Source organism: Methanomethylovorans hollandica DSM 15978 (genome assembly GCF_000328665.1).
Taxonomy (GTDB): Archaea; Halobacteriota; Methanosarcinia; order Methanosarcinales; family Methanosarcinaceae; genus Methanomethylovorans; species Methanomethylovorans hollandica.
On the sequence record NC_019977.1, the window covers coordinates 930,151 to 947,387 of the forward strand.

Sequence of the window (17,237 nt, forward strand, 5' to 3'; positions counted from 1 at the left end):
AATGATCTTATAAAGATTTGAGAGGTAATAATATGGCAAAGATATTGGGTATTGACCTTGGAACTACAAATTCCTGTATGGCTGTAATCGAAGGTGGAGAGCCAACTGTCATCCCGAATGCAGAAGGAGGGAGGACAACACCTTCTGTAGTAGGTTTTTCCAAGAAAGGGGAGAAACTTGTGGGGCAGGTTGCCAAGAGGCAGATGATTACAAACGCAGATAATACTGTGTATTCCATTAAAAGACACATGGGAGAGGCCGGATATAAGGTAGCCCTCAACGGGAAGGACTATACCCCGCAGGAAATATCTGCCATGATCCTGCGTAAAATGAAGGAAGACGCTGAGGCGTATCTGGGAGAGACCATCACACAGGCTGTCATTACAGTTCCTGCTTACTTCAATGACGCTCAGAGGCAGGCCACCAAAGACGCGGGTGCCATTGCAGGTCTGGAAGTGATGAGGATCATCAATGAACCTACTGCAGCATCACTTGCATATGGTCTGGACAAGACAGAAGGAGAACACAAGATCCTTGTATATGATCTGGGGGGAGGTACCTTTGATGTATCTATCCTGGAGCTGGGAGAAGGTGTGTTCGAAGTTCTTTCCACAAGCGGGGATACTCAACTTGGTGGAGATGACTTTGACCAGAGGATAGTAGATTATTTTGTTGAACAATTCAATAAAAATGAGGGTATTGATCTCTCCAAGGACAGAGCAGCATTGCAGCGTCTGAGGGATGCTGCAGAGAAAGCAAAAATCGAGCTTTCTGGTATACCTTCCACCAACGTCAACCTTCCTTTCATCACGGCAGATGCCAACGGGCAGCCAAAGCACATTGATATAGATATCACAAGGGCTCAGTTCGAAAAGATGACTGCCGACTTACTGGACAGGACTCTGGTTTCAGTAAGAAGGGCACTTGAAGATGCAAAGCTTAACCCCCAGGATATCGAGAAGGTGCTGCTGATAGGCGGTTCTACAAGAATGCCTGCAGTGTACGAAGCTGTAAAGAAGATATTCGGCAAAGACCCGTACAAAAATATCAACCCGGATGAAGCCGTAGCAGTCGGTGCTGCCGTGCAGGCAGGTGTGCTTACAGGCGAAGTGCACGATGTGTTGCTGCTGGATGTCACACCCCTTACCCTCGGTATAGAAACCCTGGGTGGCGTGGCAACTCCGCTCATAGAGCGTAACACGACCATACCTGTGAGAAAAAGCCAAATATTCTCTACAGCTGCTGACAGTCAGCCATCCGTGGAGATCCATGTGCTGCAGGGTGAGAGAGGTATAGCTTCTGCGAATAAGACCCTGGGACGATTCATCCTGGATGGTATCCCGCCAGCTCCAAGAGGGATTCCCCAGGTAGAAGTTACCTTTGACATAGATGCAAATGGTATACTTCATGTCAAGGCAAAGGACCTGGGTACGGGCAAGGAACAGTCCATATCTATCCAGAAGCCAGGCGGCCTGTCTGATGAAGAGATCAACAAGATGGTAAAGGATGCGGAACTTCATGCTGAGGAGGATCGTAAGCGTAAGGAGCAGATAGAGGTAAAGAACACTGGAGAATCCCTGGTGAACGCAGCCGAGAAGACCCTCAAGGAAGCAGGGGATTCTGTGACTGCAGATCAGAGGTCAAAAGTGGAAAGTGCCATCTCCGAACTTAAGGACGCTCTTCAGAAAGATGATGTTGAAGATATCAAGTCCAAGACAGAAGCTCTTCAAACTGCTATCTATGATATATCAGCTGCTATGTATCAAAAAGCACAGCAAGAAGCTGCTTCCGGGGCCGGGGCTTCTGAAGGTGCAGCTCCAAAGTCGGATTCCGGCGATGAAGTGGAAGATGCAGACTACGAAATAGTTGATGACGGCAAGAATTGAACTGTTTCAGAAACATTGGTATGTTCGATTTTTTGAACGTACCTTATTTATTTTATATTGACATACAGGGTCTCTCATGTCCACTACACGTGATTATTATGAGATCCTTGGAGTTACCAAGGAATCTACTGAAGCCGAGATAAAAAAGGCATACAGAAAGCTTGCAATGCAATATCATCCGGATAAGAACAAGGCTCCGGATGCAGAGGAGAAATTCAAGGAGATCTCAGAAGCTTATGCTGTGCTCTCGGATGAAGAAAAAAGGGCTCAGTACGATAAGTTTGGTCACGCTGGAATAGATGGACGCTATTCCCAGGAAGACATTTTCCGTGGTGCTGATTTCAGAGGTTTCGAAGACCTGGGCGATATCTTATCCAGTATATTCGGAGGCGGCTTTGGAGGATTTTCAGGCGATATATTCGGAGGCGGAAGGGGCAGGCGCAATGCTCCGATGAGAGGTTCTGACCTGCGTTATGATCTGGCCATATCTCTGGAAGAGGCGGCCAATGGCGTGGAAACTACCATCAATGTCCCAAGGGCCGAGAACTGTGAAACTTGCGGGGGGACCGGTGCAAAGGTAGGTACTAACCCAATAACATGTCCTGCATGTCATGGCTCCGGACAGATCACCAGTGCACGCAATACTCCTTTTGGCCGTTTCATGAGTACGACTGTCTGTAATAAATGTAATGGTAATGGCCAGATAATAGAGGATCCTTGTCCTGCATGTAAAGGCACGGGTAAGATCAAGAAAGTAAAGAAACTTTCTGTGAAGTTACCAAAGGGTGCTGATAACGGGCTACGCCTGAAGATCAGAGGAGAAGGTGAAGCAGGAAGTTCTGGAGCACCATCAGGAGATCTTTATGTAATGGTGCACGTGCAACCTCATAAGACCTTCGAGCGCATAGGAGATGATATTCTCTACGAGCTGCCAATTTCATTTGCACAGGCGGCTTTGGGTGATGAGGTACCTGTTCCCACACTCTACGGAAATGTGAAGATGACCATTAGACCCGGAACGCAGACACATTCTGTTCTGCGACTCAAAGGTAAAGGCGTACCGCATTTACATGGAAGTGGCGAGGGTGACCAGCTTGTCAAGGTTATCGTGCAGATACCAAAGAACCTGAACTCTGAGCAGAAAGAGTTACTTCGTAAGTTCGATGAGATTGATAAGAAGAGTGGTGGAAAAAGCAAGCATTCTGGCATATTTGAGAAAGTAAAGGATGCTTTTAATCCATAGTTTTGGCTGTTTTTGATGGTCTAATATTTTTATCTTCTTTTTTTAGTAAAATTTAAAGCCAATGACACCATAAGAGCCTATTCTTCAGATGCACGTACTTTTATATGAACCGTGCAATATAAATCTAAAGGGATCTCATGAAAGCTGTTATTATAGGTGCAGGGGAAGTAGGCTATCATATAGCAAAATCACTGTATGCTACTAATGATGTAATAGTCATAGAACAGGATGAAGAGGCCTGCAAACGGGCCGATGAACTGGATGTTCAGGTCATTCAGGGTAATGGCGCGAATGCATCAATATTGTCCCAGGTTATTAAGGGGACTGACATCCTAATGGCTGTCACTGGTTCCGATGAGGTCAACATTGTAGCATGTATGGCTTCCAAGCTCATTATAGGAGATAAAAATAAGCTTAAGACAATGGCAAGAGTCAGTAATCCTGACTATATTGATAAACCAATAGCTAAACGCACCAGTATCGGTATCGATGTGATGATATGTCCTGAACTTACAATGGCCTCTGAAGTCGCACAGATACTTGCAATACCATCTGCCATTGATATTGAATCATTCGCAGAGGGAAAAGTGGAAATGATGGAATTGGTGGTTTCCAAAGAAAGTTATTTTGCCAATAAGATGATGAAAGACCTGCATCTTGCTGATTGTTGCATAGTAAGTGCTATTTTTCGTAAAGACGATGTGATCATTCCCCATGGCGGGGATTCCATACAGGAGAACGATCATATAGTTGTTATCGGCCAACCTTCTGCAATGAAGGACATAAGGGGACTTTTGGGAGAGGTCGTTGGCAGACGCAGTAAGGTCATGATCATAGGTGGAGGCATAGTTGGTTTTTATCTTGCGAAGCTCATCGGTAAAAGTGAGGCAGATATTAAGATCATTGAATCCCGTAAGGATCGCTGTGAAGAAATAGCAGACGAACTTTCGGGGGTTCTTGTATTGAATGGTGACGGAACGGATATCAATCTGCTGAAGGATGAGGGAATCAATGAGATGGACGTGGTCGTTTCTGTCACGGATAGTGATGAAAAGAACCTTTTGTGTTCTTTGATAGCCAAAAAACTGGGTGTTAAGAAAGTTATTGCCAGGTCGGACAGATCTGATTACATCTCTCTGTTTGAAATGGTCGGGGTGGACAGTGCAGTAAGTCCCAGGGAAGCAACAGTCAACGAGGTGCTTAAACTCACCATGGGAAAAGGAATTGAGGCTATCACTACTATAGAAGGACAAAAAGCTGAGATCATCGAATATACTGCTTCGAGCAAGTCAAAGATAGTAGGTAAACCGTTGCGTGATGTAAAATTCCCTGCTGGTGCCATTGTTAGTATGATAGTGCACAAGGGAAGAACCATAGTCCCCCGTGGCAGTCATGTTATCGAGGAAAATGACAGGGTAGTAGTTTTCGCTCTTCCCACTGCTCTGGAAGCTGTGGAAAAACTTTTCAAATAAGAAAGGTGGAACATGAACCAAAAGGTCATACTCAGCGTATTGGGAACTCTTCTGCGTTTCCTGGGAATGATGATGATAGTTCCCCTGCTCGTGGCTTTTTATTATCATGAATCTCCTCTTCCTTTTCTTATCGGTATAGGTTTAACAGAGATCACAGGCATCTATCTCTGGTCATCTTATAAGTCAGACGACGACTGGAAGCTCAGAGAAGCTTTTGCTATAGTAGCCTTTAGCTGGCTGGCAGCTATGTTTTTTGGTGCTATCCCATTCATTGTCGAGGGTATATCTCCCCTTAACGCTTTTTTTGAAACTATGTCGGGTTTTACAACTACAGGTTCATCTATTCTTGATAACATAGAAAGCCATTCTAAAAGCATTCTTTTCTGGCGCAGCATGATTATTTGGGTAGGTGGGATGGGTATTATCGTCTTGTTTGTTGCAATTCTTCCTAAATTAGCTATTGCAGGCAGGCAGCTTGTCCGTGCTGAAGCTCCCGGCCCTACTGAGGACAAGATAAAACCCAGGATAAGGGATACAGCCAAGATCCTCTGGATGGTATATGTAGTGCTATCAGCCTTGGAAGTTGCAGCTTTACATCTGGCTGGCATGTCAACCTATGATGCTGTTACGCATATGTTTGCTTCCATGGGCACTGGAGGTTTTTCTCCTTATGGTCGGGGGATTGAAGCTTTTAACAGTCCTTTGATAGAAGCTATACTTATACTATTCATGTTCATTGCAGGAGCAAATTTTGCACTGCTGTACAGGACACTTTATGTGAATCATAAAATAATCTTCAAAGATGAAGAATTCAAGTTCTACACTGCAGTTGTTGTTGTGGCCACTGCTGTGCTGATCCTTGCATTGAGGCGAGATATAGGTGCAGATCCCTTTACTTGTCTGCGTTATGCTTTGTTCCAGGTGGTATCTCTCCTCACAACTACTGGTTTTGCTAATACGGATTTTAATTTGTGGCCTGACTCTTCGAGAATCGTGTTATTACTTGTAATGTTCATCGGAGGGTGTGCCGGATCAACTGCCGGTGGTCCAAAAGCAATAAGGATTCTATTGTTATTGAAGTATGCCAGATGGGAACTGTTCAGGTCCGTTCATCCAAAAGCAGTAAAACCTATCAAGTTCAATGGAAAAACAGTTCCAGAAAACACTATGCAGGAAATCATATCCTTTGTGGTTATTTATTTCCTCGTATTTATAGCAAGTACATTCTGTATCTCTATTATGGGCGTAGATATTCTCACTTCTATCACCGCATCCATTACAACTCTGGGTAACATTGGTCCTGGATTCAATCTTGTTGGACCAATGGCAAGTTTCAACGGTATGCCTGCACTAGCTAAAGTGATAATGATAGCGAATATGTGGATAGGCAGACTTGAGGTATTCACGGTAATTGTTATGTTCACACCAGAGTTCTGGAAAAAGTAGAATGAACCCAGTACTAATGTAGTTAAGTACTGGTATTTTTAACTTACAATTTTGTTAATCTTTTACATGTCCATTTCATTCTTCACGACATTCTTGAATAACACTCTCAAATCCCACAACAGTTTTTTATTGGCTTTGAAAAGTGCATATAGCAAGTCAGTAAGGCTCATTTTGTTGAAGTTCACATCCTTTAAGGAATACGCCAGAGAATTCAGTTCTTCATCCGTGAATTTCACAAAAAGGTCCTTGACGATCAGACCGTTATCTATTGCCTTGCCAATCGTTGCTCTCCATCGGTCTTCATATTCCTGGAGAGATTTTATGGAAACATCGCCCGCAAGTATTGCATTACAAGCCACTTCACCTGCTATCTCGCCTGCGTCCATGGCATTTATGATACCTCCGCCTGTAACTGGATCGGATTGCCTTGCTGCATCACCTACCAGCATGAGCCCATTGGCGATGGTACGTTCAACTGTTCCACTTACAGGTACGCCACCATAATCAATTTCAATAATAGAAGCGTCCGGAAGTTTTTCTTTTACAAATTCATTGAGGTAGTCTATGGCTCTTTTTTCACCAGATTCGCTTCCAAGTATACCGATACCCACATTGGCCATATTCCCGCCTTTAGGGAATAACCAGAGATAGCCACAAGGTGCTATTTTCTTACCCACATAGAACTGGCAGTATTCCTGATCGATATTGACACCGCTCATAAGATACTGCACACAGGTCTCCATGTCCGAAGGTTTTAGAGAAGTATCGATACCTGCCCATCTGCCGACCTTGGATTCCATACCATCTGCACCGATCACTATCTTGGACCGGATCTTATATTCCTTTCCAAGGTGCATGGCTTTGATGCCGCATACGTATCCATTTTCAATAATCAGACCTGTAGCTCTGGTCTTGACCATGACTTCGGCGCCTGCCTTTACACTTTCATAGACAAGTGCCCGGTCAAATATCTTTCTTTCCAGGACATAACCGACTTCTCCGCCGGCTATCTCTTCAGCCATCTGTACACTCGTGCCATCAGGAGAGAATATTCTTGATCCTTTCATGTCGGCACATATCCATCTTGGATCCGGTTCGATATGCTTTTTCAAGGCTATTTTGCTGATACCTTCTGCGCATCTTACTGGATCACCAATCTCCTGGCGTTTTTCTATAAGTAGCACGCTAAGGCCCTTCTTGGCTGCGGTTTTTGCTGTAATTGAACCAGCAGGTCCGGCACCTACAACGATGATATCGTAATTATCTTTCATCTGATCACCCTAATAGCCCCCACGGGGCATATCTTGCCACAGAGACCACAGCTGGAACAGTTCATATCCACTTCTATCCACGTCTCCACAAGTTCCAGGGCTCCCGCCGGACACACACCCACACATGCACCACAATATCCACATTTATACCTGTTCACTTCAATGGACACAATTATCACCTATAAATTTGAGATCGCATAACTTAACGTACTCTAATAATGTATTCAGCCTTATATCTTTTGTAGCTTACAGCCTCGGGATACATCATCCTCAATGAAGGCAGTTAAGCTTTACACGTGCTCTGCCACTTTCCAGTTCAAACTTATTCTGCACATATTCAAAGGAAAGTCCATGTCCATGCAGAAGTATTTCCACAATATCGTTTGGCTCATCGATATCGGTACTCAGCAGGAAGGAATCATATATTCTCAATGAGCAGTTCAGATATTTAGCTATACTACAGTGGTTACGAAAGCTCATTCCATAATAACAGACAGAGAATCCAGCTGGCTCCTTTATAAAAAGTATGTTCGTTCCGCCTCCTTTGCCAGGCACGATCACCACATCTTCTTCAGAGTTAATTATGTCGTTGATCTTTTCTGGCCTGGTAAGAGGAAGATCTGCCATTATAATAAGTACTGGCTGATTAACCTTCTTAAGATATTTATTGATGGATTCGTTCAGATCAGCGGGGTCGATCACAAAATTCACATCGAGATCTGAAAGTGAACTATATTTAAACGTTGCAAGTATATCGATATCTTTCACTCCTGCCTCTCTCAGGGAACACACTACATCTCTTAACATCAATTCTACGAATTCTTCCCTTTCTGTCCGGCTGAGCACAGGAGAAAGCCTTGATTTTGCATTTTCTTGTTTGTATGGTATGACAGCACGCATCATATTCCTTCATAAAGTGCATTTCTTTGTTTTGGGATCCTTCCGGAAGACCTGATGATCCATTCGATCTCAGCAGGCGCAACATATTCTCCGTTAGTGCTTCCGGAAGCTGTGGAGATCTTATCTTCCATCAGCGTACCGCCCAGATCATTGGCACCGCAATGCAACGCTACCTGAGAAAGCTTTTTCCCAAGCTTGACCCAGCTGGCCTGAATATTATCGATGTGGCCATTAAGGATTATCCTTGCCAAAGCATAGAACCTCAGATCTTCAATGCCTGTGGTCATAAATTTACCCTGGGAGAGCATATTTTCACCAATCGGGTTATTATATGGCATAAAGGGCAAAGGTACCAGTTCCGTGAACCCGCCTGTCCTTTGCTGTATGGAACGCAGAATGAAGAGATGATTCAGACGCTCTGTGAGGGTTTCAACATGGCCATACATTATAGTGGAGTTGGTTTTAAGTCCGGCCTGATGAGCTGTCATTATAGTATGTACCCATTGTTCAGTGCTCAGTTTTCCAGGGCATATAATCCTGCGTACTCTGTCAGAGAGTATCTCTGCCGAAGTGCCTGTTAGTGTATCAAGACCTGCTGCTTTAAGCCTTTCAAAGGCTTCCTCAAGGGAAACGTCACTGTTCCCGCATGCATAGAAGATCTCCATTGGAGAAAAGCCGTGTATGCTCATCTTTGGAAATTCTACCTTTATATTCTCTACAACAGAAGTATAGTAGTCTATGTCAAGCTGCGGTAGGAATCCTCCCTGGATACAGACTTCCACTGCACCAGCTTTGCTGGCCTCTGATACTTTTTCAAGTATCTGGTCCATGTCCAGCATAAATCCCTTTTCAGAACGATAAGCACAGAAACCACAGTTGCCCCTGCACATATTGGTAATGTATATATTCCTGTTCACAACATATGTGACCACATCACCTACAGTACTTGAACGAAGTTCATCTGCAAAATTAAAAAGTATCAGAGGAGATAATTCTGCCAGTTCAAGAGCATCCATGAGGGTGATTTCCCCCTCATAGACCTTCTCCTTCATAGCCTCAGGAATAAATGGCAGCATTGCCAGCCTCCCTTGGGCGGTTGCCAAGAGACGTATCTCTCATATTATCTATCTCGTAGAGAGTTGTCCGTTGTTTTGGGATCCGATTTGCCCCTTTGATCATCCATTCAAACTCCTGTACCGAGATCGAGGTGCCATTGTTTGCACCGGCTGCAGTAGAGATGCTTTCCTCCATGAGCGTCCCTCCAAGATCATTAGCTCCACAATAGAGAGCCACCTGAGCCAGCTTTTTTCCAAGTTTTACCCAGCTAGTCTGGATGTTTTTGATGTGTCTGTGGAAGATTATACGGGAGAGTGCATACACTTTGAGATCATCGATCCCCGTGGTGGCATAGTGCCCTTCCTCTATCATTTTTTTCCCGATGGGATTATTATAAGGCATGAATGGCAAGGGTACGAATTCTGTGATGCCGCCTGTATCTTTTTGTATATCCCTTAATATCATCATATGTTCTATTCTGTCCTGCCAGGATTCAATGTGTCCATACATCATTGTAGAGGTAGTACGGATACCTGTGCTATGAGCTGATGTGACCACATCTCTCCATTCTGCTGTTAGGAGCTTGTCAGGACACAGTTCTCTTCTCACATGGTCACAAAGTATCTCAGCTGCAGTACCTGGCATGGTTCCAAGACCAGACTTTTTCAGTTCACTCAATACCTGCCTGATGCTCAGGTCACTGGTCCTTGCAGCATGATAAACTTCCATGGGAGAGAATGCATGTATATGAATTGAAGGATATGCTTCTTTCACTGCTTCTAAGATGCCGGTATATAGCTCAAGACCAGCATTTGGTAAGAGACCGCCCTGGATGCAAACTTCGGTTGCACCTGCTTTGTGGGCTTCTTCTACTTTGGCAAGTATTTCCTCTGTGCTCAGGATGTAGCCGTTTTTCTCTTTAAAGGCGCAAAAACCACATGTTCCTACACAACGGTTGGTAAAATTAATATTGCGGTTCACTACGTAGGTGGTAATGTCACCGACTGCTTCGTAGCGTAAATTATCAGCAAACCTAAAAAGTTCGAAAGGTTCAGTATCCAGAAGCAAGAGCGCATCGTCAATGCTGGTTTTTCCATTGTAGGCTCTTTCCACCAGCTCTTCATCAATCTTTGACATCATAATATGACCAGACCAGTGTATTGGAATAGTATGCTCAATTGGTTCAAAATATAAAGCATTATCTAAATAAATAAAAGAACGTTCTTTATCATCCGGATCGCCTATAACCTTCATCATCAACCATGGACCTGATAAGTGGCTTTAAGTGCTTACTGTACCATCCTTTGTTTATGTAATCAGGATAAATGGGCAGTCTTTCCCTAAGAGATATATCTTTGAGCAACCTTCGCAAGTTATCCACTGTGGGCCACTCTGTTTCAGGATTGATCCAATCGATGGTAGTGGGAGATATGCCTCCCAGATCCGAAGCCCCGTATTTGACAAGTAAATATGGATCTATCAGGTTTGGAGCCACCTGGATGGCTATATCGGCAGGTAATATCTCCCGCGCCATGGAAACTATCTGTACCATTTCCTCGATTTCAGGAGAGGATTGTTTTTCCATGGATGTCCCCGGCTTTGGTACAAAGTTCTGTATTATTACTTCCTGGATGTGTCCGTATTCCACGTGCATATTGGCAATACACTGCAGGGAATCTATCCTGTCATCCAGTGTCTCCCCGATACCCACGAGTATACCAGTTGTGAACGGTATCTGTAGTTCACCTGCATATTTTATGGTCTTGACCCTGACATCAGGTTGTTTCCCCGGGCAATTCAAATGAGCAGCTACCATGCCTGTAGTTTCCAGCATGAGACCCATACTTGCATTCCAGGGTTTAAGGGCTTCAAGCTCCATGTAGTTCAGGACACCTGCATTTGTATGCGGCAAAAGGCCGATCTTTATTGCCAGTTTGCAAAGGTCGACCACATACTCCACATTAGAAGAATAACCCAGTTCTTCAAGCCATTTCTTATACTCGGGCACCTCTTCGGCATATTCCCCGAATGTAAAAAGCACCTCAGTACAACCTGCTTTGTTTCCTTCTTTAAGTAGTGGGATAACATCTTCTGGGGACATGAAGTATGATCCGGGCTCATCGGGCTCACGCCTGAAAGTGCAATATCCACATTTATTCCTGCAGACATTGGTCACGGGTATGAATACATTGCGAGAAAATGTAATAAAATCTGTCATGGCTTTCGTTGGACTATATAGGCTACCATAAATTTAATCTATCGATTGAATGCCATAATTCCTGATATCTTTCATGGCATTTCTTACACCAAGTGCAATACCATCGACTTCTATGCCACCTTTGCCTTTTGCACCATCTCCAACTACATAAAGACCTTCTATGGGAGTCCTATTGGTAAGGTCCGTACCGGAAGACGAACGATTCACCGGCCATTCTCCGGAATATGACTGAATGAGAAGTATCTCGTAATCTCTGCCTGCAAATATCTCGGAAAGGTCCTTAAGACCGAGGTCTATTTCTTCTTCCAGCCGGTCAAGTTTTTCCCATTCTACACATTGATGTGCCATTGTCAGGTGCTTTCCGGAAGGTGCAAGAGATGGATCGATATTTGTCACTTCATTGATACCATTGACCCTGCGGGCGTAAGGTGTCAGGAGGGTACCAGCATGGCCGATGAGAGATTCTTGCGACGAAAGGCAGATCTTGACGCCGGCTGAGGGTTTTAGTTCTTTGATGGACGTAAGATATTTTTCTGTATCTACGTCCAGTGCATTGGTATCGTATAGCCTGCTTGTTTCTATATGACCTGTATCGCTTATCACAATGTTTCCACGGTACTCTTTTCCATTAGCTATTATTCCCACAGCTTTCTGATCTTCTATAATTATCCGGGAAACCTCTGAAGAAGTCTGTATTGTTCCTCCACTGGAGTATATGACGTCAACAAGGGCGTCAGTAATTCCTTTACAGCCGCCGAGAGGTACTCCGGAGCCACTGTATCTATACATGTTCTCAATGATCTCAAATACTTCTGCTGCAGGTACGTCTTTAGCCCTCAGGCTTAATGCCCACCCGCAGAAAGAGTCAGCTATCCTTATGGCCCAGTCCTCTTTAAGGTGCTTAGAACACCACTCTTCCATTGAACCCTTTTTCGGAGGGAAGATACGTGTAGTGGTTATGAGGATCGCCAGTTTTATCTTATTGATCAGTGAAAAACGTTTTCTGAAATCATGGAAGTCTATATCCTGATAACCATGCACGTAATCTGTGGTATTTTTCTCTATTGGGACACGGATGACAGCCATCGGATCGGCACGTATTATCTTTACAGCTGCTCCAATGTCCCTGAGCAGGGTACCAAGAGGACCAGTCGGACCATGAGGTATCATGTGCAAAGCCCCCGTAGACAGCTGGAATCCTTTATATTCAATATTGGTAAACCTTCCACCTGTAATGGGGAGCCGCTCAAAAACAGCCACTTCGTGGCCTTCCTTTGAGAGCCAGGCAGCAATAAGAAGACCTCCGAGGCCTGCACCGATCACTAGAACCTTCATACACTTTCCTCTATAGCTTTCATAGGGCAGTAGGCTATACATATTTTGCACTGGATGCAATCTGCAGTTATCCAGGCATTCCCTTTAACAATAATAGCATTCTTTGGACAGAAAGCAGTGCATTGACCGCACCCAACACATCTTTCATCGATTTTCATTGGCTATACACCGTTTACCCAGTATAGAAGCATTCAATGAACAAAAACATTGTTGTTATAATTATCTCCAGAGATCTTCTACAGACCTATCTTTTCAATACCAAAGGACACTAAAATAGAAATGATATTTAAAGTTTGTTGTGACATAAAAACAGAAAGTTGATCAGAATTCTCTTTTTTCTAAAATTTTCTTTATGGTAAGTAAATCGAGCTGAAATTATAATTAGATTTATATATAATAAATACAAATAATAAACTGGATTGAGTAACACCTGAATAGATCGTTATGTCAATCAGTTCGTATATTATTAGCAAATTGGTATTTATCCGGACGGAGGTGAAATTGATGGAACAGAAAAAAGACGCACAGAAGAAGGGAAACACCCCTGCACCTGCTAAAGAACAGAAAAGGAAGTAATTGCTGAAACTTACTGTATACTATTGATCAAATAGTATTCTTTGATGAGGTGAAAACAATGGAACAGAGAAAGGATGTACAGAAGAAGGGAATAAAATCCCCGGCTCCTGTAAAAGAACAGAAAAAGAAGTAATTATCAAGAACAGCTTTACCGGGGGTATGAACCCCCATTTTTTACATATAGTGCATTAAATATTTATCATAGGTCTGGGGTCTTTTTCTTCAGACTGAGCACATAGACCTCTATGCCGGCACCAATACAGGCATTCACGCGGCTTTCAGCTATCCGGGCACAGACGATTCCCAATCTGATCTTTTCCGGGGGGACGTTATATTTCTCTGAATAAGTGATGAATCTTTGTACCTGTCCTATGGCATTGTCCCTGGCCTCGATTTCTATCTCTATCAAAAGATGTTCATTCTTTTTGCTTTTGAATACGACATCTATCCTACCCCCTTCTGTCTCCACCTCAGTATCTATGAACTCCAGTCCTTCCTCTATAAGTTCGGGGAAAGTAGAGATCATTCTGGCAATATCCTGTTCTGAAATGGAACCATGGTCCGTTATATCATTCAGACAGCTTGCTTTTAGCACCCTGTTCAAATGAGAAGCGATATCTGTCCTCTTCTTATTGGTCTCATGAGGATAAACATTCGTGATCTGTTCATTTTCCAGCTGGAGCAGTATACATATTTTTCCTAGCTTTTTGCTGCGGGAAATAGGAAGAGCACCAGTGCCTTTGCTAACAACACCAATCCCATTTTTCCTGCTTATTATCCTGAGATCCTCAATCAGTTCCTCTTTTTCTTCATCTTTGAGAGTTGCAATATCCACACTTTCATGCCCTATATCATGCTTTTCCTTAATAGCATCAAGTAAATTATTATAGGAAAGAATATCCTTGTACTCTGCCTCAGCAGCTGTAAAAAGTCTATATGTAATCATTCTCAAACTTTCCTGTTAGACCGGTATGCATCTGACACTTACATGAGGACATGATTGAACATACATTTTGTCATATAAGTTTATCTGCAATATACTGTAAAGGATTTCATCAAACTCTTCATGAAACCACCTAGTAATTCATTTGTTTAAATACCTTCATGTAAAAGAAGTATGACTTAATCTGTATCATATGTGATGTATAAAGGCATTGCACAATGATTACACAGTGTTGTAATGAATAAGATAATGGTTCAAAAATACAGAACTATCAGCAAGTACCTGCTTTGTTTTCAGAAAATCACCTTTAACAGAAACTTCATTCCTAATAGCGTTAGCTATGGAAAAAAAAGGGTTCAATAGTGTTCAGTGAACGACACTAGAGAGGGATCTAGTGTAGATATAATTACGATCGAGAAAAGAACATAACTATAAGAGTGATATGTGTTGTGAAGATCGCCAAAATTTAGATGAGGGTGTAGTTATGTTTACGACAGATGAATCAACAAAAGCGATTTTTTTGCAGGTATAGCATTGTGGTCTATTTTAGGCCTTCTAGGAAATAGTATAGTTACTTTTAACTTTAGAAAAAGTGATTGTAAAACATTTACTACAGCAGACACGTCATTATAAATCGCATCAGTCTTTGATTTTTAATACTATTCTTTTTTCAGTTTCTAAGTTTCTGTAATTACCATAAATCTATAGGATAGAACACGAATATATGAATATTAACGGAGAGAATAGTATCCAAAGTGCATATGGCCGCAGAAGAGGAACTGCGATAATCAACACTGAAAAGGGAATCATTGTAGTAGCTGAAAGAAATTCAAAATTCCTTCTTCCAGGTGGAGGTACACGACCTCATGAAATGCAAATAGAGTCGGCAATAAGAGAAGTAAAAGAAGAACTTGGTGTCTATCCAGTAGAAGTAAAGTTTTTATTTAGATATATGGCAGCAAAAGTATTCTTTATGAAAGTAGTGGGTACTCCAATCCCTCATAACGAAATAAGCAGAATTGGGTATTATAATCCAAGTTGTAATCTTGAGGTTTCTAATAATACAAAAAAAATATTGGACATTTATTATGGATCATACATGGCTCCTTAAATAGATCATGTGAGTGATTGAATGTCGATGATCATAGAGTCTATGGAATATACAAGACTTTTATAATTATTTTAATATAGAATATGATTGCCTCAATATTTTATATACTGTGAAAGATGGCTCTGTAGAAATGCTCACTTGAGCAATATATCTAACCTTGACATATCTGTCAAGGTTATGTATCAATAACTTGATTTTAACTTCTTTTACTTGATTCCAGTATCCTCTTGCTTTTATTTCTTCACCATATTTTCTTTTAATGACTGAGAACATAGTTTCTGCCAGGTTTCTAATATGATACAATACCTTCTCAAACTCTTGTATCATTTTTTTGCGATATTTGCCTTTTATCTTCTTCCTTTTCCTTTCTCTCAAAGGGATCATAGCTATTGCTTTTAGTTCTTCCCTTACCAGAGAATGTATTCCCCAGCAGCATCCTAGCTTTCTCTGACCTCATAACAAGCTGCAGCACTATAATAATTTAGTTTGGATGCCATGTTAAGGAAAAGGTCTGGATTTAAGAGCCCAGGACCTTTCAAAACTTACCCCCTGTTTATGATAAAAAGGGTATATCCGACATAAATTGCCAAGAAAGTTAGGGCTTCCCATCTTTCAAATTTATGCTTCTTGCCGATAAACATGAAGATAAAGAACAGCAATGTTGCAATTGCTAGAATAATTAAGTCTACATTAATACCAATTGGCACCGTTAGAGGAGATATTATTGAAGAAACTCCCATGATAAAAAATATATTGAAAATATTTGAGCCGACAATATTTCCAACAGAGATGTCCATCTCCTTTTTGAGTGCTGCCGCAACCGATGTAACTAACTCAGGGAGTGATGTTCCTGCAGCAACGATTGTTGAAGATATGAGAAACTCGCTTATTCCCATTTGCCTTGCAATCGACACAGCACCATCCACAGTCAATTTTCCTCCTATTACTAAAAAGATAAATCCCGCTATTAGCATAAATGAAATTTTTGTGCTGGAGTGTTCCTTAATATTATCAGATGATTCATTTGTGCTATTTCGGATAGTTTCAAATATATAATAAAGAAACATTGAAAAGAAAAAAAGTAATATTATCCCGTCTGCTCTCGTAAGAATATTGTCTGAATCATTGGCCAACATTATTTTGTTTGACATGGTTGTCAGAACAAGGACAGCAAGTAAAGCAAAAGGTATCTCTTTCCAAACGGTTGGCTTTTGCACAATTAAAGGAGCTATTAATCCGGTTACACCAAGAATTAGCAGTAAATTGATTATATTGCTTCCAACTATATTACCAAATGCTACATCACTGTTACCTTGAATGGAAGCAAAGAAATTAACAACGAGTTCAGGCATGGAAGTTCCAAATGCAACAACAGTCAATCCTATTACCAAGGAGGATATGCCAAGATGCTTAGCAAGAGACGAGGCACCTTCGACGAACCAGTTTGCCCCCTGATATAACAATGCAAGACCTATCAGAATAAATATGTAATCGATCATGGCTTTACATCATCTATATCAATGATTATAAAATCATCGAATCACCTACGGTACTGTACATTCCCCTGCCCGAAATCCATCAGCATATGACCCAGCTGGACGAGATCAACGAGAAAATATTAGTAACTCCGAAAGAGATCGAAGTTAAAAAGATCAAGATGATCAATACAGCAACCTGAAACGTGTTCGAAAAAGATCTCACGGATGTGATCTTTGAGGAATTAAATATGATGCCAAAGCTCATCTTTTCGTGACATCCCTCGAAGAAACCGGAATGAGCT

At 42.1% G+C, this 17,237-nt stretch carries 15 protein-coding genes and 1 pseudogene; 5 read left to right on the top strand and 11 right to left on the bottom strand.

Going from position 1 to position 17,237, the window contains the following annotated elements; all coding sequences use genetic code 11:
- The first annotated feature begins 32 nt into the window (after window positions 1–32).
- From dnaK to METHO_RS04565, 4 genes are all read left to right on the top strand, one after another.
- Window positions 33–1,886: a molecular chaperone DnaK gene (gene dnaK, locus METHO_RS04550; protein ID WP_015324351.1), complete on the top strand. Its 1,854-nt coding sequence runs from the start codon at window positions 33–35 to the stop codon at window positions 1,884–1,886.
- Window positions 1,887–1,962: 76 nt separating this feature from the next.
- Complete coding sequence (gene dnaJ / locus METHO_RS04555; protein ID WP_015324352.1) at window positions 1,963–3,129, top strand: molecular chaperone DnaJ; 1,167 nt, start codon at window positions 1,963–1,965, stop codon at window positions 3,127–3,129.
- A gap of 137 nt (window positions 3,130–3,266) precedes the next feature.
- Window positions 3,267–4,601 carry a Trk system potassium transporter TrkA gene (trkA, locus tag METHO_RS04560; RefSeq protein ID WP_015324353.1) on the top strand — a complete coding sequence of 445 codons (1,335 nt, stop codon included), beginning with the start codon at window positions 3,267–3,269 and terminating at the stop codon, window positions 4,599–4,601.
- A gap of 12 nt (window positions 4,602–4,613) precedes the next feature.
- On the top strand, window positions 4,614–6,047 hold the full coding sequence (locus tag METHO_RS04565) for a TrkH family potassium uptake protein (RefSeq protein WP_015324354.1): 1,434 nt from the start codon (window positions 4,614–4,616) through the stop codon (window positions 6,045–6,047).
- A gap of 62 nt (window positions 6,048–6,109) precedes the next feature.
- Here the strand turns inward: METHO_RS04565 and METHO_RS04570 are convergent, their stop codons facing one another.
- The 9 genes from METHO_RS04570 to METHO_RS04610 all read right to left on the bottom strand — a co-directional run bounded on the left by METHO_RS04570 (window position 6,110) and on the right by METHO_RS04610 (window position 14,349).
- Window positions 6,110–7,318 carry an NAD(P)/FAD-dependent oxidoreductase gene (locus METHO_RS04570; protein WP_015324355.1) on the bottom strand — a complete coding sequence of 403 codons (1,209 nt, stop codon included), beginning with the start codon at window positions 7,316–7,318 and terminating at the stop codon, window positions 6,110–6,112.
- Window positions 7,315–7,488, bottom strand: a complete 174-nt coding sequence (locus METHO_RS04575; RefSeq protein WP_015324356.1) for an indolepyruvate ferredoxin oxidoreductase subunit alpha — start codon at window positions 7,486–7,488, stop codon at window positions 7,315–7,317. Before METHO_RS04575 ends, METHO_RS04570 begins: the two co-directional genes overlap by 4 nt.
- Window positions 7,489–7,588: 100 nt before the next feature.
- A complete protein-coding gene (cofC, locus tag METHO_RS04580) occupies window positions 7,589–8,218 on the bottom strand; it encodes a 2-phospho-L-lactate guanylyltransferase (protein WP_015324357.1) in 630 nt (209 codons plus the stop codon).
- Window positions 8,218–9,294 carry a 5-amino-6-(D-ribitylamino)uracil--L-tyrosine 4-hydroxyphenyl transferase CofH gene (cofH, locus tag METHO_RS04585; RefSeq protein ID WP_015324358.1) on the bottom strand — a complete coding sequence of 359 codons (1,077 nt, stop codon included), beginning with the start codon at window positions 9,292–9,294 and terminating at the stop codon, window positions 8,218–8,220. The genes cofC and cofH (METHO_RS04585) overlap by 1 nt, the downstream gene beginning before the upstream one ends.
- Entirely contained in the window at window positions 9,275–10,414 is a 1,140-nt protein-coding gene (gene cofH, locus METHO_RS04590) for a 5-amino-6-(D-ribitylamino)uracil--L-tyrosine 4-hydroxyphenyl transferase CofH (RefSeq protein WP_048831232.1), read from the bottom strand. The genes cofH (METHO_RS04585) and cofH (METHO_RS04590) overlap by 20 nt, the downstream gene beginning before the upstream one ends.
- An 88-nt stretch (window positions 10,415–10,502) precedes the next feature.
- A complete protein-coding gene (gene cofG, locus METHO_RS04595) occupies window positions 10,503–11,492 on the bottom strand; it encodes a 7,8-didemethyl-8-hydroxy-5-deazariboflavin synthase subunit CofG (RefSeq protein ID WP_015324360.1) in 990 nt (329 codons plus the stop codon).
- Window positions 11,493–11,525: 33 nt separating this feature from the next.
- The gene (locus METHO_RS04600; protein WP_015324361.1) at window positions 11,526–12,827 is read right to left on the bottom strand and encodes a phytoene desaturase family protein; all 1,302 of its coding nucleotides are present in this window, start codon (window positions 12,825–12,827) and stop codon (window positions 11,526–11,528) included.
- Window positions 12,824–12,985: a 4Fe-4S binding protein gene (locus tag METHO_RS04605; RefSeq protein WP_015324362.1), complete on the bottom strand. Its 162-nt coding sequence runs from the start codon at window positions 12,983–12,985 to the stop codon at window positions 12,824–12,826. The genes METHO_RS04600 and METHO_RS04605 overlap by 4 nt, the downstream gene beginning before the upstream one ends.
- 617 nt (window positions 12,986–13,602) lie before the next feature.
- Window positions 13,603–14,349 carry an endonuclease NucS domain-containing protein gene (locus tag METHO_RS04610; protein WP_015324363.1) on the bottom strand — a complete coding sequence of 249 codons (747 nt, stop codon included), beginning with the start codon at window positions 14,347–14,349 and terminating at the stop codon, window positions 13,603–13,605.
- A 721-nt stretch (window positions 14,350–15,070) separates the two neighbouring features.
- On the opposite strand from METHO_RS04610, the gene METHO_RS04615 reads away from it, so the two are divergent.
- Window positions 15,071–15,457 carry an NUDIX hydrolase gene (locus METHO_RS04615; RefSeq protein WP_015324364.1) on the top strand — a complete coding sequence of 129 codons (387 nt, stop codon included), beginning with the start codon at window positions 15,071–15,073 and terminating at the stop codon, window positions 15,455–15,457.
- Window positions 15,458–15,523: 66 nt separating this feature from the next.
- On the opposite strand, the pseudogene METHO_RS04620 reads toward METHO_RS04615, so the two are convergent.
- Window positions 15,524–15,880: pseudogene (locus METHO_RS04620) on the bottom strand (transposase); the annotation flags it as partial.
- A gap of 119 nt (window positions 15,881–15,999) precedes the next feature.
- Window positions 16,000–16,956, bottom strand: coding sequence for a calcium/sodium antiporter (locus METHO_RS04625; RefSeq protein WP_015324365.1), 957 nt, complete (start codon window positions 16,954–16,956; stop codon window positions 16,000–16,002).
- Window positions 16,957–17,237 lie beyond the last annotated feature (281 nt).

What these genes read in the sequence shown, in the direction of transcription:
- cofH (WP_048831232.1), bottom strand. Translation starts at nt 10,414, where the DNA reads ATGATGTCAAAGATTGATGAAGAGCTGGTGGAAAGAGCCTACAATGGA.
- METHO_RS04570 (WP_015324355.1), bottom strand. Translation starts at nt 7,318, where the DNA reads ATGAAAGATAATTACGATATCATCGTTGTAGGTGCCGGACCTGCTGGT.
- cofH (WP_015324358.1), bottom strand. Translation starts at nt 9,294, where the DNA reads ATGCTGCCATTTATTCCTGAGGCTATGAAGGAGAAGGTCTATGAGGGG.
- METHO_RS04565 (WP_015324354.1), top strand. Translation starts at nt 4,614, where the DNA reads ATGAACCAAAAGGTCATACTCAGCGTATTGGGAACTCTTCTGCGTTTC.
- cofG (WP_015324360.1), bottom strand. Translation starts at nt 11,492, where the DNA reads ATGACAGATTTTATTACATTTTCTCGCAATGTATTCATACCCGTGACC.
- METHO_RS04615 (WP_015324364.1), top strand. Translation starts at nt 15,071, where the DNA reads ATGAATATTAACGGAGAGAATAGTATCCAAAGTGCATATGGCCGCAGA.
- cofC (WP_015324357.1), bottom strand. Translation starts at nt 8,218, where the DNA reads ATGCGTGCTGTCATACCATACAAACAAGAAAATGCAAAATCAAGGCTT.
- METHO_RS04605 (WP_015324362.1), bottom strand. Translation starts at nt 12,985, where the DNA reads ATGAAAATCGATGAAAGATGTGTTGGGTGCGGTCAATGCACTGCTTTC.
- METHO_RS04610 (WP_015324363.1), bottom strand. Translation starts at nt 14,349, where the DNA reads ATGATTACATATAGACTTTTTACAGCTGCTGAGGCAGAGTACAAGGAT.
- dnaJ (WP_015324352.1), top strand. Translation starts at nt 1,963, where the DNA reads ATGTCCACTACACGTGATTATTATGAGATCCTTGGAGTTACCAAGGAA.
- METHO_RS04625 (WP_015324365.1), bottom strand. Translation starts at nt 16,956, where the DNA reads ATGATCGATTACATATTTATTCTGATAGGTCTTGCATTGTTATATCAG.
- trkA (WP_015324353.1), top strand. Translation starts at nt 3,267, where the DNA reads ATGAAAGCTGTTATTATAGGTGCAGGGGAAGTAGGCTATCATATAGCA.
- METHO_RS04600 (WP_015324361.1), bottom strand. Translation starts at nt 12,827, where the DNA reads ATGAAGGTTCTAGTGATCGGTGCAGGCCTCGGAGGTCTTCTTATTGCT.
- dnaK (WP_015324351.1), top strand. Translation starts at nt 33, where the DNA reads ATGGCAAAGATATTGGGTATTGACCTTGGAACTACAAATTCCTGTATG.